Origin of the sequence: Rhodococcus cercidiphylli (assembly GCF_033042225.1) — a bacterium.
Taxonomy (GTDB): domain Bacteria; phylum Actinomycetota; class Actinomycetes; order Mycobacteriales; family Mycobacteriaceae; genus Rhodococcoides.
The window spans coordinates 129,761-148,592 of sequence record NZ_JAWLKE010000006.1; the positions used below are offsets into that span (position 1 = coordinate 129,761).

Below are 18,832 nucleotides of genomic sequence, written 5' to 3' on the forward strand. Positions count from 1 at the left end.
ATGGGGTGTCAGCCCCGGGCGCGTAGTCCGTTCAGAAACGGGCAACCGGCGAGAACGCGCAGCGCGCGACTGAGCGAGAGGACGTCCTGGACGGGCTGGGCGAATCCCAGCCGGACGTCGTTGTCGCCGCATTCTCCTTCGATCCGCAGCCGAATGCCGTATCGATCGATGCCGAGCGGCCGGATTCGGCCCTGCCGCATCGACGGCGGGAGGCGTCGGGCCAATTGGGCGAGCAGGTCCGGGTGGTCGGAGTCGAGGTGCTCGAGCCAGCTGGTCTCCATCTCCCAGAAGGGATCGGGTTCGGCTGCCAGCAGCGTGTCGACGTCGACGGGCTCTGCTCCGGTGCTGTCGGCGACCACGGCGGAGGTGACGATCAGCCGCATCAGCGAGGTGGTATGCCCGACGTCGAGGAGAGCGGGATGCGGATGTTCGGCGGCCACCGCTCCGGCCATCGGGCGCATCAGCGAGTCCGGGACCGGGCGTAGATCGCCGCGAAGCCACACCAGCGAACGCACCGGTTCACGCAGCGCGAGCGGCGCGTGATCGGTGAGTTCGAGGACGGCGGGGATGCCGGCACGGGAGGACTGCCAGGTGTGCGCGCCGTCGAGGGAGTCGGTGCGGACGGCCAGGATCATCTCGCCGTTGGGTCGCAGGTGATGCAGGGACGTGATCACCGGGTCGCTGCCGTCGATGGCCAGGGCGGCGCCCTCGGCGCGCATGCAGGCACTGCGTACGCGTTCGGCGGTGGTCGGTCCGGTGGTGGTGGTTGCGCCGAGCATGGGCTCCTCCGATGCGATCGGTCAGGCGAGTAGGTGAGGCAAACCTAAGTTAGCGTGGTGTGGCGAGGATCGCAAGAGCATCCGCGGGAGTGGAGCCCGCGGAACGACCCAGACTCGGGTCTACCGTGAAGGCGTGCCGATTCCGCTGACCCTCGGTGTGCCCCACCGACCCGACCCGAACGCGCTCGTCCACGAGCTGCTGCAGCCGATATGCGCCGACGCCCCCTCGCTGGCCGCAGCTCCGCGTGGAGCCGAGTACGGACCGCCCGTCGTCCGGGCATCGACCCTGCTCGCGCTGTCCGACTCGGACGACCACGGACGCATCGTGGTGCACCTCGACATCGACCCCGACGAGCTCCGAGCAGGGAGGACCTGCGGCTACGAGGCCGTCCGGTTCGACGTCGACGCCCCGGCCGAGCACCTCGCCGACGCGCTCGGGCTGCGATTGCCCTCGCCGCTGGTCGTCTTCCCGATGTTCGACGCGATCGACGTGGCCGAAACCGCGGAGGCCGTCGTCCTCGCCCACCGGACCCCGGGCATCCGCGTCGGCGACACCCCTCGGCGCATAGCAGACGTACTCGCCGTGGTCTCGCACGCCGATGTGGGCCTCGTCGCCCGCGCCGACTCCGGCGACGAGGTGCTCGCGATTCTCGCCGCGACGGTGGCGTCACTGCGCGGGGACGACATCGCCGCGGCGCTTGCTGCCCCGAACGTCGCCGCACTGCGGGCCCTCATCCCCGAAGCCGCCGAGGCGGTGCGCGAGGTGCTGCTCGGAATCGAGATCGCCGACGCCGCCGGTGCCCGCGCCCGGCTCGTCGACGTCGGTTTGATCGCTTCGTAGACGTCGACAACGTAACCTCGAGGCGTGCCTCGCATCGCTTACTTCGGCCCATCGGGAACGTTCACGGAGATGGCGCTGGCGCAGTTCGAAAGGCTCGGGACCTTCGGCGCGGTCGGTCTTGACGGTGCGGTGGAGCGGGTGTCGGCGTCGAACCCGCCCGCTGCGCTCGAGGCCGTGCGATCGGGTGCGGCCGACGCGGCCGTGGTCCCCATCGAAAGCTCCATCGAGGGAGCGGTCCCACCGACGCTCGACGCACTGTCGGAGGGCCGCCGGTTGCAGATCGTCGCCGAGACGGAAATCGAGGTGGCCTTCACCATTCTCGGTGGTCCCGGTGTCACCCTCGACTCGGCCCGCACGATCAGCGCCTATCCGATCGCGCTCAATCAGGTGCGCCAGTGGCTGCAGACCGCCATGCCCGACGCCGTGGTGCAGTCCGCGTCGTCCAATGCCGGTGCGGCAGAGGATGTTGCGGCCGGAATGGTCGATGCTGCGGTGTCGACGCGGCTCGCCGGTGAGCGCTTGAAGTTGTCGCAGTTGGCCGACGGGGTCATCGATGTGGAGGGGGCGCGGACTCGCTTCGTGCTGGTGACGGCGCCGCAGTCGGTGCCTGCGCGCACCGGTGCGGACCGAACGTCGGTGGTCCTCGAGCCGCCGAACGATCCGGGTACGCTGCCGGCAGCGTTGGCCGAGTTCGGAATTCGCAACATCGACCTGACCTTCATCGAATCACGGCCCACCCGTTCACGATTCGGAACGTACCGGTTCTTCATCGACTGTGCCGGGCACATCGACGACCCGCTCGTCGCGGAGATGTTGGCCGCATTCCACCGCAAGATGCCCCTCCGCTTCCTCGGATCCTGGCCCACCGCAACAGGAACGGGCGGTTCGGTGCCGCCGCCGATCGACGAACACGTGCAGTGGGTCGCAGACATTCGTGCCGGACGCGGTGATCTGTGATGGGCAAATTGATTCTGGTTCGGCACGGTCAGACGACAGCGAACGTCGCAAAGATACTGGACACCTCGCCGCCGGGAGCCGAGCTCACCGAGCTGGGGCACCAGCAGGCCGACGCCTATGCGCAGACCTGGATCGGACGCCCGCCCGCGGTGCTGGTGTCCTCGGTTGCGTTGCGTGCCAAGCAGACTGCGGGGTACATCGAACGAGCGACCGGGGTTCCCCTGGTGGTGACCGAGGGAATTCAGGAGACCTTCGCCGGAGATCTGGAGGACCGCGACGATGCGGATGCGCACCGGGAGTTCACCGATATCTTCAGTCGCTGGCACGCCGGAGATCTGGCGGCGACCGTGCCCGGCGGCGACAGCGGACATTCGGTGTTGGATCGTTACGTCCCGGTGCTCGAGGGCCTCCGCGCGCAGTATCTGAGTGACGAGACAGCGGGCGACGTCGTTGTCGTCAGCCACGGTGCCGCAATCCGACTGGTTGCAGCGGTACTGGCAGGCGTCGAGGGCACGTTCGCTGCCGACAATCACCTCGACAACACGCACACCGTCGAGCTGCTGCCGCTGCCCGACGGAGGATGGTCCTGCGCCAGGTGGGGCACGTTCCTGCCGCCGTTCGAGGGCAAGGGCAGCAACAAGGCGGACAACCCGATCAGCTAGTTCAGATGCTCACCGGCCGATGCGATCAGCCCGGTCAGGGCAGCGGTCACTCTGCGATCCGTCGCCCCGGTCAGTGAGCTCCACGACGTGCCGTCGGCGGCGAGGGTCGAGGTGGCGAGAATGCGTCCGGCTCTGGTGTCGAACAGGGCCACGGGTCTCCCGGCCACGTGACGGGTGCCGTGCCTGCGGGCGACGGCGGTGATCTCGGTTCTGCCGGCGCAGGTGGCCATCGCCGACGCCAGAGCCGCGGCGCGCTCGTGCGCTATGCCGATACCGCGCAGCCGAGACGCGGTTGCTCCGACGTCGGTCGGTGCCGCGTCGAGAGCTTCGGCCAGCAGATCGGTTGGCGCGTTGATGCTGCCCGGGTCGAACGACGCGGCCGAGTCGATCGACGACGCGAGGTCCCGGGCCGGATCCCCGTGGATGGCGCGGATGGTGACCACGTCGTCTCGCCGCACCGCCGACACCGTCAGCCGATCGTCGGATGCAACGCAGATCCGAGCGGTCGGAACGGGCTCTAGGTTCTCGACGTCGAAGACACGAGCCGAGACGTACCAGTCAGGTTGTTCGAGAACTCGCATCCACTGCTCGAGATCTTCGTGTATGTGGCCGTCGGTGATCAGGCCGGCGTTGTTCAGTGCGGTGCGCCCGTGCTCGAGCGCGCGATCTCGGGCACCGACGTCGTCGAAGCGCGGGAACACGTCCAGGACCACGGGTAGTTCGGCGATCGACAGTTCCTCGACGAGGAAGTCCATCTCGTCCACGCCGAGTGAGGCGATCGGCAGTGTGTGGCCCACCGGCACGGTTCCCAAGTCGATCAACGGCCGTTCCTGCTGGTGTCCGTGTGGGGCAGGGTCGGGTCCGCGCCGATGACGGACGGCGCGACGGTCCGGCCGTCGGAGAAGTGCTCGAATTGCTTGAGGTAGTCCGGGGTCTCGTGTTCGTCGTCCTCGGCCTGCCCGCGCGTGCCGGAGGCAGGAGCGCCTGCCGCGCCCGTTCCGCGCTGAGCGAGGCCGGCATCGGCCGAGGTGGGTGCGCCGAACGCGGACGGACCGCTCTGGCCTGCACCGGCCTGCATCGAGCCACCACCGGCGGGACCCAACGCGGAACCGGGCATTCCGACGCCACCGCCGATGCCACCGAGCCCGGCAGCTCCACCTGCCCCGCCGAACGACACCGGACGCGTGGACGCCGGACCGACAGCGGGAGATGTCGAACCACCGGGTGCGAATCCACCACCGGCCCCGACGCCACCGGACAACGCACTCGACCCGATGGTGGACGCAGCGGTGGCGACGGTCGAGACGCCGGTACTGGCGATGGAGGTGGCAGCACTACCGATCTGACCGGCCGCCGCCGCGACGCCGGGGTTCTGGGTCGCGGCCATCAGGCCGCCGATCGCGGCCTGGACCGGGGATGTCATCAGCGCGCCGTTGGCGAACTTGCCGAGGCCGCTCCCGGAATCGGAGACGATGGCCGGCGGCTGATCGAACGTGGTCTGGACTATGCGGTGCGAGGAGACCAGCTCGAAGCCCTCCATCACCAGCGCCGCGCGGATGTCGAGCAGTCGATCGGCCACCTCGGCAGCCTCGTAGCTGCCGTTCATCACGCCGCCCGTCGAGGCGGCGGTGACCTTGGCGGCCTGCACGGCTCCGATTTCGACGAGCGAGGGCATGGTCGCCAACGCGACACCGTACGAGGTTCCTGCGGCCGGGGCCTCGACCGAGAGCGCCGCCGCCTTGACTGCCGTGGCGGCGGTCCAGGTCGCGAAACGGCCGAGCGCAGCCTGAGCCAGCAGTGCCGACTCGCCCTCCCAGCCTGCGGTCAGAGCCGCGGTGACAGCGGCAATGCTCGCCGATGCCTCGGTGAACGCCGCAGCGACCGAACCCCACGCGCCGCCGGCGACGTGCAACGGCACCGGTCCCGGCCCGAGCAATCGCGTCGAGTTTCCCGTCGCCGTGCGTGGCAGCCACACCACACCTGTCACTCCGAGCGTCATCCTCTGGCCCCCATGATGTTCGAGCTTCGTGTCGTTTCGAGCGTTGTGTCTTGGCGTTGCGGTCGAGTGCGGTGCGTCAGATTCCGGGTAGGCCGGGTAGGCCCCCGGCCGTGTCGTCGTCGGTGGCCACGTAGTCCGCAGCCTGTTTCCGCAGTTCCTCGGCCGCTCGGTGCAACTCCGAAATACCCTGCGCTGCAGCAGGTCCGAAGGTATCGGCCGCGGTGCCGAAGAATCGTTCGGTGAGCAGCGAGACCTCGTCGGTACCGGGCGGCAGTGGCCGCACGGGGATTGCCGTTGCAGTGACAGCAGCCTGCAAGCGAGCGGCGACCGCATCGAGTTCGGAGGCAGCGAGCTGCAGGGCCACCGGATCCACCTTGATGACGGTCATGAGCCACGCTCCCTGATCGAAGAACTTTGCGCTGTCGGTAGGTAAGACGCCGCCGTGTTCGGTTCGGTTCCCTCCACGCGAGAAAAATTCAGACGAACTTCTGGGCCACCGCGCCGACAGTCCAGACGCCGCCTCGATGGCTGACGGACGTGCGCGTGAGCGGGGAAACGTCGACCCGCCAAAACGAGCGGATCGGGGCGTCCAACACCAGCACCACCACGGCTCGGACGACGGCAGGAGAGGTCACCGCCAGAGTGCGTCCGGGCGTCGATCCAACATCGCTCAGCCACGTCTCGACGCGAGAGAACAACGCGTCGAGGGATTCTCCGCCCGGAGGAACGAACGCCGGATCGCTCGGCCAGGCCATCGCGTCGGCGTCGGGCAGATCGGTCATCTCGAGACCGGACCACCGGCCGTAGTCGATGTCGGCCAACGCGGGCTCGACGGAGATCTCTGTTCCGAACACCTGCGCGGTCGAGATCGAGCGGGCTTCCGGGCCGGACAGGACACGGTTGGCGCGGGGAAAATCGGTCACCGCGGCGAGATCGCGCAGGCCCGCGTCGTCGAGTGGTTCGTCGCCGGGAAACCGGCCGGTGCGCATCGCGTCGGTTCGCGCGTGAGCGACCAACATCAGTCGGGTCACGGACGCGGTCACTGCGTCATTGTGGCACCGCAGCTTTGTGGCATCGAGCTGCAGTCGGACGGGACAGCGATTGACACACAGTCCGGAGCGATGCCACAGTTCGCTGGTAATACGCGATGTACGCAGGTAATCCGGTGAAAATCCGGAGCGGTTGCGCCACTGTGATCGACGTCGGCGAAATGCCCGAATTCGAGAGTCAGAAAACTCGTTCATCGCATGGCCGTCCCCGTTTTCGAGCGGGGACTACGGGACGCACAATCCCAGGAGGACACCATGGCAATCATTCACGCTCCCAGTAATACGACGGAGTCGGCTGCTCTTGCCGTCATCGTCGCCGCAACGATTCTGCTCGCTTTCGTCGTGCTCTACCTCGTCGGTTTCGATCAGGGCGCGATCTCCCGCAGTGGCATGTACATGCACGAGTTGATGCACGACGGCCGCCATCTGCTGGGCCTGCCATGCCACTGACCGACACCCACGGCCCGACGCTGCAGGGCACATTCGTCCAACTACTGGTGCGAGGTCTGCTCGCCGGACTTCTCGCAGGCCTGCTCGCCGGAGCAGTCGCCTACGTTGTCGGTGAACCGCACATCGACTCGGCCATCGCCATCGAGGAAGCGGCCGGAGCCGACGCTCATCACGCCGAGACCGATGCGGCCGCGCACTCCCACGGCGAGGACGCACTGGTCAGTCGAGACGGACAACGCGTCGGACTGTTCCTCGCTACCGGACTCGCCGGCCTGGCGCTCGGCGCGATCTTCGCCTCGGCGCTGCACTACGGGCGACGCTTCACCGCACTGCCGGGTTCGATTCTCGCGCTCGTCGGAGCCGGTGCCGGATGGTTGGCCATCGAAGCGGTGCCCTTCTTCAAGTACCCGGCCAACCCACCGGCCGTCGGAGATCCCGAGACCATCACCCAACGCACCTGGCTGTGGTTGGCGTCGGTGATTCTCGGTCTGCTGGCGGTCGCGGTGGCCGTCTACGCGGCGAAGGCGGTGGCATCGCAGCATTCGGTGGCGATTCGCGTCGGAGCGCCGTTGCTGGCGTTCCTGGTTGTGGTCGGCATCGGTTATGCGCTGCTGCCCACCGTCAACGAGGTGGGCGCGGACTTCCCGGCAACCCTGCTGTGGGAATTCCGACTGTCTTCCCTGGCCACCCAGGCAACCCTGTGGCTGGCCTTGGGATTGGGATTCGCATTCCTCACCGATCGCGCTGCTCGACCCACTCGCCGAGAGACAGTCGCGGCGTAGCCCGGCTCCGCGTCAATGGACCATTGCACGGCTGAGACGTATGCAAAGTGCCATCGACGCGGGGTGGTCGGGTCACGCCGGGGCGGGTGGATGGACCCTTGCACTGCCCAGACGTATGCAAGGGTCCATTCACGCGTTCGGGGGGGCGGGCGACGAGTGAGTGCCGTCAGCCGAATCCCAGTTGATGCAGTCGCTCGTCGTCGATGCCGAAGTGATGTCCGATTTCGTGGGCGACGGTGATCGCAATTTCCCGTCGCGCCTCGTTTTCGTCGTCGACCATCTCGAGGATCGGTTTGCGGTAGATCGTGATGACGTCCGGTAGGTGCCCGCTGTACTCGTAGCGTTCGGTGAGCGCGATGCCCTCGTACAGTCCGAGGATGTCCTCGGTCGGGTGCTCTTCCTCGACGAGAACGACCACGTTGTTCATGAAGTCGGTGAGCTCACGCGGCAGAGTGTCGAGGGCGTCGGACACTGCTTCCTCGAAGTCGACGCGCGTCATGTGCGTGGGAATGTCACCCTCCGGTGGTGATCGGTGCGGCACCGGGCAGCGGTGTCGGCAGTGCGCGGCCGTCGGGAGCGGAGGGCGGCGGGACGGGGGCTGCACCGTTGATGAGAATGTCGCCCTTGGCGGTGCCGACGATGGTCGCGAAACCGCCGGAATCGAGTTCGGCACCCACCGAGCACGTCACCTGGCGACTTCCGGCCAGCCAACTCGCGACGTCGATGGTGTCCCAGAACAGGGTCAGCGTCTTGTCGCGCAACGCGGTGTCCGAGCCGAGGTAACCGTTGACCGCGTCGGTGCACGTCCGCTCGAGGTACGCATCCTGGTCGCCCTCCGACGGGTGCCCGCCGGGGAACTGCTGCGTCAGGTTGATCACCGACGCCACCTCGTACGCGTGCGGAGCGGAGCAGTCCACCGGATCGGCCGGCACGTTCTGGTTGATGCCGATGCAGGTTCCGGTAGGCCAGACCTTCGACTGGTCCTGATCGAGAATCGACCCGGTCATCTCCATCAACGCGCCGGTGTTCGACGGCATCTGCACACCACAGCGCAGCGTCCGCTCACCCTTGGCCCATCCGGCCTGGCTGGGGAACATCAGCCCAACGCCGAAGCGTCCGTTCGGATCGAATTCGGCACCGACGTAGTCGTCGACGGCGGCCGCGCAGTGTTCGTCGCGCAACTCGCTGAACCGGATGGAACCGGGATACGCCGCGGCAGGGCCGAACTCGACGCCGGGGTAGACGCTCATGTCGATGTCACGAGCCACCTCGAAGCGATGGGGATCGGCGCACGAGACCTCGGCGAGGTCCTGCCGATCGGTCTCGGGATCGTCGGTGGGCGTCCACTGCAGGCAGGCACCAGGGTCGGCGGCACCGAAGGAGGACGCCGAAACGGGCCCGTCGGTCGCAGGCCCACTGGCCGTCGCGTGGGTGGTGATCTTCTCGGGTGTCGAGAACCCGTCGGAGAGAAAAACCGTCGCCCCGGCGGCCAGCACCGCACCGACCGCAACCATGGCGAGTCCACGTCGAGCTGTGGTTGCAGACAGTGTTCGCCGAGACTTCTCGCTCGTCGGGGGGTCTGTTTCGTATCCGGACATCGCCCTCCATCATGCCCGAGTATGTTCGGTCCTCATGAGCGACCCAACGGGTGACGACGACCTCAGCGAGCTCGCCGGCCGACTGTTCGCGATGGCCCGCACCGGTGACGGCTCCGCTCTGGCGAGTTACGTGGACGCGGGCGTCCCGGTGAATCTGCACAACGAATCAGGCGACACGCTGGTCATGCTCGCCGCGTATCACGGGCACGCCGACGCCGTGCGTGCGCTGGTCGAGCGTGGTGCCGATGTGAACAAGCCCAACGACAAAGGGCAGACCCCACTCGCGGGCGCGGTCTTCAAAGGTGAGGACGAGGTGGTGCGCGTGCTCGTCGACGGTGGAGCCGATCCGCACGGCGGCCACCCGTCGGCCATCGATGCCGCCACGATGTTCGGACGCGAGGACTATCTGGGGTTGCTCGGCAAGTAAGGTTCGTTCTCGTGATCGACCTGAAATTCCTTCGCGAGAATCCCGACGCAGTGCGCGCCTCGCAGCGCACCCGAGGCGAGGACCCCGCTCTCGTCGACGCACTTCTGGGTGCCGACGCATCCCGCCGGGCCGCGGTGCTTGCCGGCGATCAGCTGCGTGCCGAGCAGAAGGCGCTGGGAAAGCAGGTCGGTAAGGCCTCCGCCGAGGACCGTCCTGCTCTGCTCGCCGGGGCATCGGAACTCGCCGCCAAGGTCAAGGCCGCCCAGGCCGCCGAAGCCGAGGCCGACGCAGCCCTCGACGCGGCCCATCGCGCGATCTCCAACATCGTTCAGGACGGCACGCCCGCAGGCGGCGAGGACGACTTCGTGCTGCTCGAGACCGTCGGGCAGATCCCGGAGTTCGATTTCGAGCCGAAGGATCACCTCGAACTCGGCGAGTCGCTGAACCTGATCGACATGGAGCGCGGTGCCAAGGTCTCGGGCTCGCGCTTCTACTTCATGACCGGTTACGGCGCGCTGCTCCAGCAGGGTCTGCTGCAGCTGGCCGCGCAGAAGGCCGTCAAGAACGGCTTCACGATGATGATCCCGCCGGTGCTGGTGCGGCCGGAGATCATGTCGGGAACCGGGTTCCTCGGCGCGCACGCAGACGAGATCTATCGCCTCGAAGCCGACGACCTCTACCTCGTCGGAACCTCGGAAGTCGCTCTCGCGGGCTATCACTCGGGCGAGATCATCGATCTCGCCGACGGCCCGAAGCGGTACGCCGGTTGGTCGTCGTGCTTCCGCCGCGAAGCGGGCAGTTATGGCAAGGACACCCGCGGCATCATCCGAGTCCATCAGTTCGACAAGATCGAGATGTTCTCCTACATCAAGCCCGAGGATGCAGCGGCCGAACACCTGAAGCTGCTCGAGTACGAAAAGGAGATGCTCGCCGCGGTCGAGTTGCCCTACCGCGTCATCGACACCGCAGGCGGCGACCTCGGCTCCTCGGCCGCTCGCAAATTCGACTGCGAGGCATGGGTTCCCACCCAGAAGGCCTACCGTGAGCTGACCTCGACCTCGAACTGCACGACGTTCCAGGCCCGACGCCTCGGCGTGCGGTACCGCGACGAGAACGGCAAGCCCCAGACCGCAGCGACGCTCAACGGCACCCTCGCCACGACCCGCTGGATCGTCGCGATCCTCGAGAACCACCAGCAGGCCGACGGCACCGTCCGCGTCCCGGAAGCCTTGGTGCCTTTCGTCGGGACGGATGTCTTGAAGTAGAACCGGTTCAGGCGATGTCGCCGATGCAGTAACCCTCGCCGCCGACGGCCAGCACGAACGTGCGGTTCTGGTACGCCCCGGACGCGTCGATGATGTCTGCGTTGACCTGGGTGTAGATGCCGTTCTGCCCGGTGACGAACACGCTGTCGGGATCGAACGAGGTGATGCCGGGCAGGATGTTCGGATTCTGCACCAGCGGCGGGGCAGTGGGAACGCCGGTGCCGAGGGCATCCCAGGTCTGACGGCCGTCGCACACGAGTGGGTAAGTCTCTTCCACGTCGCTGGGGTTCACCGGAATCCCGGCCAGACGCCCCAGGTAGCGATCGACGGTGTAGACGGCGTCGGCCGCGTCGAACACGGGGGCGGTGCCGGTGGGGTAGACGGTGGGGCACGCATAGCCGGATGCGATCTCGCTGCGCTTGACGCTGACCGTGGCGATGGGCCCGGTCCATGTGACGGCGTACTGGCCGTCGACGCCGCGGGTGGCAACGGCAGCGAGGATGGCCTCGGTGTCGACGTACATCGCCGGGATCTCGGTGGGCGGAACCGTCCAGCACCGCGCCGTGACGACGCCGATTCCGCCGCCGATGAGATCGCCCACGAACGGTCGCAACGCCATCGCGGCGTCCGGGTTTCCGGGAACCTCGCCGACGGGTGGGCCGGGCGGGATCGGTGGGGTCGTGGTGGTGGTCGGGGCTGCCGTGGTCGGAGTTGCCGCCTGTGAGTCGTCGCTCGGTGTCTCGGTGGTGCTGCTGGCCGAGCCGGGTTGCTCCGCCGGGATTCCGACTGCCGAATCGCAGGCTCCGACCAGAGCGAGTATTGCGATCAGCGGCAACGCGGTTCGGGTCACTCGCTTCCGTCGCAGTGGTGCCGCTCTGTTCTTCACTCGATCTCTCCCCGTTGATCTACCGGACCGCAATCGTGCGGACCTTCTCTCCTACCCCGTCCACCGACTACGCTAACGGACTGTGGAACCCGTCTACCGATCAGTCATCGGCATCGCTCGTGCAGTGTTCGCGTTCGAGGGCCTGAAATTCGATGTCAAGGGCGAGGAACACATCCCTGCCACCGGCGGAGCCGTCATCGCCGTCAACCACACCGGATACATGGACTTCACCTACGCCGGGCTGCCGCCGCGACGGGTGAAGCGCTACATCCGGTTCATGGCGAAGAAGGAAGTCTTCGACAACAAGATCTCCGGCCCGATCATGCGCTCGCTACGGCACATCCCAGTCGATCGTGGAGCCGGCGCCGAGTCGTACAAGTCGGCCGTGGAGAGCCTGCGCAACGGCGAGCTCGTGGGCGTGTATCCCGAGGCGACCATCAGCCGCAGCTTCGAGATCAAGGAATTCAAGTCCGGCGCTGCACGCATGGCCATCGAGGCAGGCGTGCCGATCATCCCGACGGTGATCTGGGGCGCGCAGCGCGTGTGGACCAAGGGATACCCGAAGCGGTTGGGCCGCACCAACACTCCTATCTCGATCGCTGTCGGTGAGCCGCTGCCTCCGGTCGGTCCGCCGAACGAGCTGACCGAGAAACTGCGTACGGTGATGCAGAAGATGCTGCTGGAACTGCAGGAGAACTACCACCACGAGCCGGGCGCGTACTGGGTTCCGGCACGATTGGGCGGCAGCGCACCGACTCTCGAAGAAGCGGACAAGCTCGACGCCCAAGACCTCGCGGCCCGTGCCGCGAAGCGGGCCGAGTAGAACTGTGCGATGAACCTCCGCGGTGAACGGGTCGTGTTGCGGCCCGTCACCACCGAGGATGTGCCGGAGCTCCGCCGAATACTGCACACCCCCGAGGTGCACGCGCGGTGGGGCGACGAGGACGCCGACGAGAACTGGCCGTTCGACAACCCCGAAGAGCATCGATTGGTCGTCGAAATCGACCGCGCGACAGTGGGATTGATCCAGTACGGTGAAGAGACCGATCCGATGTACCGGCATGCGTCGATCGACATCTTCCTGGACCCGGCGGTGCACGGTCGCGGCGTCGGAAAGGACGCCGTGGGCACGCTGGTGCGATACCTGACAGTCGACCTGGGTCATCACCGCTTGGTGATAGATCCGGCCGCCGACAACGCGGTAGCGATTGCCTGTTACAGCGCAGTCGGTTTCGAGCCCGTCGGGATCATGCGGAAGTACGAGAAGGGCCCGACCGGCTGGCACGACAGCCTGCTGATGGACCTGATCGTCGAGTAGCTACCGATCTACTCTCGGCAGTGTCAGGCGGAATCTCGCGCCTGTAGGCCCTGCGGCACAGACGAGTTCGCCTCCGTGTGCTCGCGCCAACGTGCGCGCGATCGACAACCCGAGCCCGACGCCGCCGGAGGAACGGTCACGCGCGGAGTTGAGTCGAACGAGCCGCTCGAAGATGCGCTCACGGTCCGCCTCGTCGACCCCGGGACCGTCGTCGTCGACGGTGACGAACGCCTGTGAGTCGGCCCCTGTCTGCACTCGGATTCTCCCGCCGGGCGGAGTGAACCGAGCGGCGTTGTCGAGGACGTTCGACAGAATTTGCTCGACGCGGCCCACGTCCACCCTGACCGGTACCGATTGCGATGCGTCCACCTCGAACCGGACCTCCGGCGACAGCAGTGCCGCGCGCTCGACGGTGCGTCGGACCACATCGGTGAGGTCTGCATCGGTCAGCTCGAGCTCCGAAGTGTTCTCTGCGCGAACGGAATCGAGCATGTCACCCACCAGGCGCGACGCTCTGACAGATTCGCCGACGAGGAGTTCGCTCCACCTGCCGACCCGATCGGGGCGGTGCTCGGCGTCGCGTTGCAACGACTGAGCCAGCGCCGAGATCCCGGCCACCGGGGTGCGCAATTCATGGGCCGCGTCGGCCAGGAATCGGCGCATGTCCTCCTCTGCTCGACGCGCCGACTGCGCTGCAGCAGCCTCTTTGCTCTCGGCGTTCTCGAGGGCGTCGAGCATCTCGTCGACGGCCGATGCAGTTTGCCCCAGGTCGGTGTTCGGCTTGGATGGAAGCAGCCGTCTACCTCTGTCGCCGTTGGTGATTCGGCGCGCAACCGATGTCATCGAGTCGAGGGGTGACAGTGCGCGCCGCACCGCATAGGTGAGCGCGGCCGCGGCCAACAACAGCGTCACGGCTCCGGCGACCACCATGAGAAGTCGCAGTTGCTGCCGAACATCGGCGATGGCCGTGGTGTCACCCAGCAGCGAGAGCGTTGATCCGTCCGGTAGTGGCTCGGTGATCTCCAGTGAATCCGAGGGTGGGGCAGGGGGATTGGGCGGACCAGGGGGAGCGGGAGCGTCGGAGGGGCCAGGAGGCGGTGTGGCCGGCCCGGGTCTGTCGTCCCGAGATCGGGCCTCGCCGCCCGGCACACCGTAGACCGTGCCGTCGGACGTGGTGACCCGAACTCGAATGGCATCGCCCTGCAACGCCTGCACCAGATCCTCGGAGCCGACGCCGCTCTCGACCAGTTCGACTGCGCGGTCCGCTCGATCGGTCAGTCGCGCATCGAGATCACGGCGGAGCTGCTGTCCCAGAACGACATCCACCGAAAAACCCACCACGACGAGCAGAACCGCGAACAGTACGACGACGGTGGCGACCACGCGCTTGCGCAACGAGGGCGTCGGCGTGTGATTCACTGCGGCGCTCGCAGTGCATAACCGAGGCCACGGACAGTGTGAATCAACCGCGGGCCATGGGTCTCCATCTTGCGACGCAACGCACTGATGTGGACTTCCACCAGGTTGGCGTCGTACGCGCCGTAGCCCCACACCGATTCGAGGATGGACGTTTTCGAGACCGTGCGACCACGTTGCGCGACGAGGAAGGTCGCCAGCCGGAGTTCGGTCGCCGTCAGGTCGAGCACCTGACCGGCGCGAGTGACGACGCCGGCGGATTCGTCGACCAGTAGATCGCCCACTTGAATCGCGTCCGAGGATCTGCCGCGTCTACGCAGCACCGATCGCGCTCGGGCAACCACCTCGTCGAGTTGAAACGGCTTGACCACGTAGTCGTCGGCACCGTCGCTCAAACCGCGCAGTCGGTCCTGCAGCTGGTCCTTCGCGGTGACCATGATGATCCCCGCATCACTGCTCTGGCGGACGACGTCGATGAGCGCGAACCCGTCCCGCGCACCGGGCAGCATGACGTCGAGGATCACCACGTCCGGGCGGAAGCCTGCCATCGTGGTTTCGAAGCCGTCGCCGTCGGGCAAGGACGCGGCGGTGAATCCCGCGTCCTCGAATGCGGCCACCAGCGCTTCCCGGATGGGCAGCGAGTCCTCCACCACCATCACCCGGGGAGCGGAACTGTATGTCATTCCTCGATTGTCACTCACCAGCTGAAGTGATCCTGAAGATACGCGCGGCTTCAGGGTGACTTCAGCTAGCGGCGGCAGGGTCGGTGACAGAACGAAACGAACGAGACAGTCCGAACAAGGAGTGAACGTGAACGATCAGACCCAGCCGATCCCGGCGGCATCGAACCCGGCCGAGCCCGCTGCTCCCCAGCAGAACAAGCCGAAGCGATGGAAGGGCCGTGTGCCACTGGTGGCAACAGCGGCCGCGGGACTCGCAGTAGGGGCGCTTGTCGCATCGGCAGTCTTTGCTGCCACCGGGCCGGACGTCTCGCCCGGAGTGTCCACGGTCGCGTCGTCGTCGACGCTCGGGGAGCGGACCGACGGCGGTGGCGGGTCGGATGTACCTTCGGTGCCGGCCGCTCCGGACTCCGCTGACGGATCGACGGTTCCCAGCCCGTCCGACGGTGCTACCCCGCCTGCTCCGGGTAATGGCGAAACCCCGCCTGCTCCGCCCGCGGGTGGTCCGGGCAAGGGTGGACCGGGAGAGGGCGGCCCCGGTCCGGGTGGTCCGGGTAAGGGTGGACCGGGTGCCCTGTGCGCACCGGAAGACGGTGCGACGCCGCCTGCTCCGCCGACTCCGGGTGCTGAGGGGGACGATGCGACTGCGCCTGCACCCCCGGCTCCGGCCGATGGCGCTACTCCTCCCGCACCACCTGTCGCTCCTTCTGGTTCCTGATCCAATCTCGTCCAGCCCCGCACCGTGTACTCGGTGCGGGGCTGGTGTTGTTGTGTGGACGGTGTGCTCGGTTCAGGCGATGTGGGGGCCTGCTCGGGCGTGGGATGGTCTGGGTTGTCGATACGGATCCACAGTTGCTGGTGGGATGATCCCCCGCAAGCGGGAGGTGCCCCCACAGGGGTGGTTGTCGGTGCCTATGAACACTTCCCAATCGGAGTGGTGCATGAGGCGGTGGTGGAATCCGCAGAGTAGGACGAGGTTGTTCATGTCGGTGGGGCCGCCGTCGCCCCAGTGCCGGATGTGGTGTCCTTCGGTCCAGGCGGCGGGTTTTCCGCAGCCGGGGAAGGCGCAGCCGTGATCGCGGGCGGTGAGGGCTTTTCGTTGTTTGGCGGTGACGGTGCGGGCGGTGCGGGCGAGGTTGAGTGGGTTGCCGTTCTCGTCCATCACGATCGCGGTCAGGACACAATCACACGCCAACTGGCGGGAGGTGTTGCGGGAGAGCGGCCCCATCCACGGCAGCCACCCCACCGAAGCGCCGTCGCCGAACAAGTCGCGATACGCGCCGCGATCAGCTGCGACTCCGCCTTCACCGCGACCGCCACTGCCACTGCCGTTTTCGTTGTCCGGTTCGGTTGCTGCGTCAGTGTCGATGGGGCCACCGGTGTTGATGTCGACGGGGTCTGCTGTGTCGGTGTCGGATTCTGTTGCTGCGCGTGAGGTTTCGTCATCGGTGATGTCGTCTTCGCCGCCGCAGTTCTGGAGGTCGGCGAGATCGCGCAGAGTGATGTTCAGGTTCAGGTGCTGGCGTTCACCGCCTTCGATGGGGCGATCACTGGAGGCGAGGTATTGGTCGAGGATGTGGCCGAAGGCGTCGGCTCTGCGCTTGGCGGGACTGCGATCGTCTGTGATTTTGAGTGTCCCGGTTCCGTCGGCGGCGGGGCGGGGTTCGGTCAACGGGGAGAGGGCAATGAGCAGCTTCTCGCCGGTGATCGCATCGAAGTCTCCTTTGAGCACCAGCCGCCCGTTGAGGGTTGTGGAGGCGAAGAGTTCGTTGCGGTCGGTGTTCTCGGCGGGTGGTTTCTTGGTGCCGAAGCTGTCTTCGAGTCTGGTGATCGCTGCTCGGATGCGGCCGGTGCGTGCGTCGGGTCCTGTCGCAGATTTGATCAAGGCGGCGCGGGCCATATTGCGACCCTCTTCCGGGAGGTTTTCCGGTGGGGTTTCGGCGAAGGTGAGGATCAGGGCGGCGTGATCGACGGTCATGACACCGGTGTTGACGGCGGCGGCGATGTCGGGAAATGCAGCAATGCCGCGGGCGAGAGCGACGATCTTGGTGGCTTTGGACGGTGAGAGCAGGGTGGTGGAGGTCAGCCATCCGGCGGGTCCGGGGAATCCGAGTTTCTCCCGGCTGACGCGGGTGTCGATCTCGGCGACGAGAGCGATCCGGCGGGCTTCCAACAGCTGGATTCGGTGGGAGACCGCGGCAGATTCGGCGAGCAGTTCGCTCTCGCTCAGTTGCCAGATCTCCGTGGTCATGGAAGCCAGTGTATCGAACGCGCGTTCGACTGACAACCGTAGTGCAATCGAAAACTATTGCCCTGCATAAGGATTCGAGATCCGGAACCTGTCGGAGGCGTGTGATAGGCGTTGGTGGAACCTGACGTCAGGCGATGCGCTCAGTCAGCTTCTTTGGCAACGGTTTCCAGCTCGGCTCGATATGCGGCCCACCAGGCTTCGTTGCCGTCGGTCATGTTCTCGTTGCCGAGTCGTAGGCCTACGGAGTTGTCGATGAGTTCGCGCACTATGTCCGCATGCCCAGCGTGCCGGTTGGTTTCGGCCACGAGGTGCACGAGCACGCGGTGCAGGGTTACTTCCTGCTTCTCGACGGGCCAGTGCAGGACGCGTCCGACGGTGTCGAGGTCGTTCGTCTCGATGGTCCTGTCTGCGTGCTTCCAGGCCTCGCGGTACAGGGCGACAATGGATTCGGTCGATTCGTCGGCAGCGGCCCACATGTCGGAGTTCAGGCGGGCCATGGCCGCTGCCTCCAATTCCGCGAACCGAGCTGGAAACTCACGTCCGAAGGTGGGGCCGAAATAGCCGTATTCGACGATCGACAGGTGCTTGATCAAACCCAACAGGTTCGTACCGGTCGGCGTCATCGGCCGTCGTCTCTGGTATTCGGTGAGGCCGTCGAGCTTCCACAGCATGTTCTCGCGGGCGATTTGCAGGTACTGGTGCAGCTCGTCCTTCATGCCGTTCAGCTCACCGACGCGTGCCAGACGAGTGCTGCGGCGAGTGCGCCGAGTCCGTTCAGCGACCAGTGCAGGGCGATGGGCGCGATCAAACTGCCGCTACGACTACGCAGCCACGTGAACACGACACCCGCCGCCGCAGTCGCCACCACGGCCAGCGCTATGCCGACGATCTGCCCGAACAGCCCGCCGCCGAGAAATCCGCTCAGCCCCACGTTGCCCGCCGTCAGTCCCAGCGACGATGCGATGTGCCACAGACCGAACAGCAGAGACCCTGCAGCGAACACACCCCGAGCCCCATAGATGCGGCCCAAGGTGCCGTGCAGCACCCCGCGGAACGCGAGCTCCTCCGGGATGACGGTCTGCAGCGGAATGACGATCATCGATGCGACGATGGCGGCGGAGACGGTTGCGTATCGATCGGCCATGAAGAACGGGCGGGTCAGTGGCAGCAACGCGCCGATCGCGACGACAGTGAGGACGACCCCGACGGCTCCGACTGCGTACAGGGATCCGGTCCTCCACTGCTTCGGAGACAGTCCCAGTTCGGCCCATCCCAGACCGCGTCGGTTCGCCAGGACGACCAGCAGGACAGCGGCGATCGGAACCGTCGCGATACTGGCCCACACCGTGGTGAAGTGCGCGATGAGGTTGGTGCCCACGAGTACGAGGACGACGATGGCGACGTCGAGGTAGGCGTGGAAGGCACGTCGGGGTTCAACGCTCCCGGCTGGATTCACAGCAAGCATTGGATCG

At 66.7% G+C, this 18,832-nt stretch carries 23 protein-coding genes; 10 read left to right on the forward strand and 13 right to left on the reverse strand.

Going from position 1 to position 18,832, the window contains the following annotated elements; all coding sequences use genetic code 11:
• Positions 1 to 8: 8 nt before the first annotated feature.
• On the reverse strand, positions 9 to 779 hold the full coding sequence (locus R3P95_RS16470; protein ID WP_317548867.1) for a DUF2470 domain-containing protein: 771 nt from the start codon (positions 777 to 779) through the stop codon (positions 9 to 11).
• Between the two features lie 133 nt (positions 780 to 912).
• Between R3P95_RS16470 and R3P95_RS16475 the strand changes: the two genes are divergently transcribed.
• Genes R3P95_RS16475 through R3P95_RS16485 form a run of 3 tightly spaced genes read left to right on the forward strand, consistent with a single transcriptional unit; the run spans position 913 to position 3,239 of the window.
• Positions 913 to 1,620 carry a hypothetical protein gene (locus tag R3P95_RS16475; protein WP_149407699.1) on the forward strand — a complete coding sequence of 236 codons (708 nt, stop codon included), beginning with the start codon at positions 913 to 915 and terminating at the stop codon, positions 1,618 to 1,620.
• Positions 1,621 to 1,644: 24 nt separating this feature from the next.
• On the forward strand, positions 1,645 to 2,577 hold the full coding sequence (gene pheA / locus R3P95_RS16480) for a prephenate dehydratase (RefSeq protein ID WP_149407700.1): 933 nt from the start codon (positions 1,645 to 1,647) through the stop codon (positions 2,575 to 2,577).
• Positions 2,574 to 3,239, forward strand: a complete 666-nt coding sequence (locus R3P95_RS16485) for a histidine phosphatase family protein (protein WP_149407701.1) — start codon at positions 2,574 to 2,576, stop codon at positions 3,237 to 3,239. The genes pheA and R3P95_RS16485 overlap by 4 nt, the downstream gene beginning before the upstream one ends.
• On the opposite strand, the gene R3P95_RS16490 is transcribed toward R3P95_RS16485, so the two are convergent.
• The 4 genes from R3P95_RS16490 to R3P95_RS16505 form a co-directional block, all read right to left on the reverse strand.
• The gene (locus R3P95_RS16490; protein WP_317548868.1) at positions 3,236 to 4,060 is read right to left on the reverse strand and encodes an ESX secretion-associated protein EspG; all 825 of its coding nucleotides are present in this window, start codon (positions 4,058 to 4,060) and stop codon (positions 3,236 to 3,238) included. The genes R3P95_RS16485 and R3P95_RS16490 overlap by 4 nt on opposite strands.
• On the reverse strand, positions 4,057 to 5,238 hold the full coding sequence (locus R3P95_RS16495; protein WP_149407703.1) for a PPE domain-containing protein: 1,182 nt from the start codon (positions 5,236 to 5,238) through the stop codon (positions 4,057 to 4,059). The genes R3P95_RS16490 and R3P95_RS16495 overlap by 4 nt, the downstream gene beginning before the upstream one ends.
• A gap of 76 nt (positions 5,239 to 5,314) precedes the next feature.
• Complete coding sequence (locus tag R3P95_RS16500) at positions 5,315 to 5,626, reverse strand: PE family protein (protein WP_032381057.1); 312 nt, start codon at positions 5,624 to 5,626, stop codon at positions 5,315 to 5,317.
• An 88-nt stretch (positions 5,627 to 5,714) separates the two neighbouring features.
• Positions 5,715 to 6,281: a histidine phosphatase family protein gene (locus R3P95_RS16505; RefSeq protein WP_317548869.1), complete on the reverse strand. Its 567-nt coding sequence runs from the start codon at positions 6,279 to 6,281 to the stop codon at positions 5,715 to 5,717.
• A 261-nt stretch (positions 6,282 to 6,542) separates the two neighbouring features.
• On the opposite strand from R3P95_RS16505, the gene R3P95_RS16510 reads away from it, so the two are divergent.
• Positions 6,543 to 6,737 carry a CbtB domain-containing protein gene (locus R3P95_RS16510; protein WP_032396459.1) on the forward strand — a complete coding sequence of 65 codons (195 nt, stop codon included), beginning with the start codon at positions 6,543 to 6,545 and terminating at the stop codon, positions 6,735 to 6,737.
• Positions 6,728 to 7,519, forward strand: coding sequence for a CbtA family protein (locus R3P95_RS16515; protein WP_317548870.1), 792 nt, complete (start codon positions 6,728 to 6,730; stop codon positions 7,517 to 7,519). The genes R3P95_RS16510 and R3P95_RS16515 overlap by 10 nt, the downstream gene beginning before the upstream one ends.
• 166 nt (positions 7,520 to 7,685) lie before the next feature.
• Here the strand turns inward: R3P95_RS16515 and R3P95_RS16520 are convergent, their stop codons facing one another.
• Both R3P95_RS16520 and R3P95_RS16525 read right to left on the reverse strand, forming a co-directional pair.
• The gene (locus R3P95_RS16520; RefSeq protein ID WP_082073870.1) at positions 7,686 to 8,018 is read right to left on the reverse strand and encodes a metallopeptidase family protein; all 333 of its coding nucleotides are present in this window, start codon (positions 8,016 to 8,018) and stop codon (positions 7,686 to 7,688) included.
• 13 nt (positions 8,019 to 8,031) lie between these two features.
• Positions 8,032 to 9,117, reverse strand: a complete 1,086-nt coding sequence (locus R3P95_RS16525) for a septum formation family protein (RefSeq protein ID WP_317548871.1) — start codon at positions 9,115 to 9,117, stop codon at positions 8,032 to 8,034.
• A gap of 34 nt (positions 9,118 to 9,151) precedes the next feature.
• On the opposite strand from R3P95_RS16525, the gene R3P95_RS16530 reads away from it, so the two are divergent.
• Complete coding sequence (locus R3P95_RS16530; protein ID WP_317548872.1) at positions 9,152 to 9,544, forward strand: ankyrin repeat domain-containing protein; 393 nt, start codon at positions 9,152 to 9,154, stop codon at positions 9,542 to 9,544.
• A gap of 11 nt (positions 9,545 to 9,555) precedes the next feature.
• Positions 9,556 to 10,809 (forward strand): serine--tRNA ligase, encoded by a 1,254-nt coding sequence (gene serS, locus R3P95_RS16535; protein ID WP_317548873.1) that lies wholly within the window; start codon positions 9,556 to 9,558, stop codon positions 10,807 to 10,809.
• Between the two features lie 7 nt (positions 10,810 to 10,816).
• On the opposite strand, the gene R3P95_RS16540 is transcribed toward serS, so the two are convergent.
• Positions 10,817 to 11,695, reverse strand: coding sequence for a hypothetical protein (locus R3P95_RS16540; protein WP_149407708.1), 879 nt, complete (start codon positions 11,693 to 11,695; stop codon positions 10,817 to 10,819).
• Between the two features lie 82 nt (positions 11,696 to 11,777).
• Here R3P95_RS16540 and R3P95_RS16545 point away from each other — a divergent pair, with 82 nt between their 5' ends.
• Positions 11,778 to 12,518 (forward strand): lysophospholipid acyltransferase family protein, encoded by a 741-nt coding sequence (locus R3P95_RS16545; protein WP_068045361.1) that lies wholly within the window; start codon positions 11,778 to 11,780, stop codon positions 12,516 to 12,518.
• Between the two features lie 9 nt (positions 12,519 to 12,527).
• Positions 12,528 to 13,013, forward strand: coding sequence for a GNAT family N-acetyltransferase (locus R3P95_RS16550; protein WP_317548875.1), 486 nt, complete (start codon positions 12,528 to 12,530; stop codon positions 13,011 to 13,013).
• Here the strand turns inward: R3P95_RS16550 and R3P95_RS16555 are convergent, their stop codons facing one another.
• Both R3P95_RS16555 and R3P95_RS16560 read right to left on the reverse strand, forming a co-directional pair.
• The gene (locus R3P95_RS16555; RefSeq protein ID WP_317548876.1) at positions 13,014 to 14,432 is read right to left on the reverse strand and encodes a sensor histidine kinase; all 1,419 of its coding nucleotides are present in this window, start codon (positions 14,430 to 14,432) and stop codon (positions 13,014 to 13,016) included.
• The gene (locus tag R3P95_RS16560; RefSeq protein ID WP_068045007.1) at positions 14,429 to 15,112 is read right to left on the reverse strand and encodes a response regulator transcription factor; all 684 of its coding nucleotides are present in this window, start codon (positions 15,110 to 15,112) and stop codon (positions 14,429 to 14,431) included. Before R3P95_RS16560 ends, R3P95_RS16555 begins: the two co-directional genes overlap by 4 nt.
• Before the next feature lie 127 nt (positions 15,113 to 15,239).
• Here R3P95_RS16560 and R3P95_RS16565 point away from each other — a divergent pair, with 127 nt between their 5' ends.
• Entirely contained in the window at positions 15,240 to 15,827 is a 588-nt protein-coding gene (locus tag R3P95_RS16565) for a hypothetical protein (protein WP_317548877.1), read from the forward strand.
• Positions 15,828 to 15,899: 72 nt separating this feature from the next.
• On the opposite strand, the gene R3P95_RS16570 is transcribed toward R3P95_RS16565, so the two are convergent.
• The 3 genes from R3P95_RS16570 to R3P95_RS16580 form a co-directional block, all read right to left on the reverse strand.
• On the reverse strand, positions 15,900 to 17,360 hold the full coding sequence (locus R3P95_RS16570; protein ID WP_317548878.1) for an HNH endonuclease signature motif containing protein: 1,461 nt from the start codon (positions 17,358 to 17,360) through the stop codon (positions 15,900 to 15,902).
• Between the two features lie 140 nt (positions 17,361 to 17,500).
• Positions 17,501 to 18,076: a DinB family protein gene (locus tag R3P95_RS16575; RefSeq protein WP_317548879.1), complete on the reverse strand. Its 576-nt coding sequence runs from the start codon at positions 18,074 to 18,076 to the stop codon at positions 17,501 to 17,503.
• Between the two features lie 5 nt (positions 18,077 to 18,081).
• Positions 18,082 to 18,825 carry a CPBP family intramembrane glutamic endopeptidase gene (locus R3P95_RS16580; RefSeq protein WP_149407714.1) on the reverse strand — a complete coding sequence of 248 codons (744 nt, stop codon included), beginning with the start codon at positions 18,823 to 18,825 and terminating at the stop codon, positions 18,082 to 18,084.
• Between the last annotated feature and the right edge of the window lie 7 nt (positions 18,826 to 18,832).

Coding starts and splice junctions, on each gene's coding strand:
- R3P95_RS16520 (WP_082073870.1), bottom strand. CDS start 8,018: ATGACGCGCGTCGACTTCGAGGAAGCAGTGTCCGACGCCCTCGACACT.
- R3P95_RS16580 (WP_149407714.1), bottom strand. CDS start 18,825: ATGCTTGCTGTGAATCCAGCCGGGAGCGTTGAACCCCGACGTGCCTTC.
- R3P95_RS16515 (WP_317548870.1), top strand. CDS start 6,728: ATGCCACTGACCGACACCCACGGCCCGACGCTGCAGGGCACATTCGTC.
- R3P95_RS16575 (WP_317548879.1), bottom strand. CDS start 18,076: ATGAAGGACGAGCTGCACCAGTACCTGCAAATCGCCCGCGAGAACATG.
- R3P95_RS16525 (WP_317548871.1), bottom strand. CDS start 9,117: ATGTCCGGATACGAAACAGACCCCCCGACGAGCGAGAAGTCTCGGCGA.
- R3P95_RS16550 (WP_317548875.1), top strand. CDS start 12,528: ATGAACCTCCGCGGTGAACGGGTCGTGTTGCGGCCCGTCACCACCGAG.
- R3P95_RS16560 (WP_068045007.1), bottom strand. CDS start 15,112: ATGACATACAGTTCCGCTCCCCGGGTGATGGTGGTGGAGGACTCGCTG.
- R3P95_RS16570 (WP_317548878.1), bottom strand. CDS start 17,360: ATGACCACGGAGATCTGGCAACTGAGCGAGAGCGAACTGCTCGCCGAA.
- R3P95_RS16510 (WP_032396459.1), top strand. CDS start 6,543: ATGGCAATCATTCACGCTCCCAGTAATACGACGGAGTCGGCTGCTCTT.
- R3P95_RS16495 (WP_149407703.1), bottom strand. CDS start 5,238: ATGACGCTCGGAGTGACAGGTGTGGTGTGGCTGCCACGCACGGCGACG.
- R3P95_RS16470 (WP_317548867.1), bottom strand. CDS start 779: ATGCTCGGCGCAACCACCACCACCGGACCGACCACCGCCGAACGCGTA.
- R3P95_RS16530 (WP_317548872.1), top strand. CDS start 9,152: ATGAGCGACCCAACGGGTGACGACGACCTCAGCGAGCTCGCCGGCCGA.
- R3P95_RS16500 (WP_032381057.1), bottom strand. CDS start 5,626: ATGACCGTCATCAAGGTGGATCCGGTGGCCCTGCAGCTCGCTGCCTCC.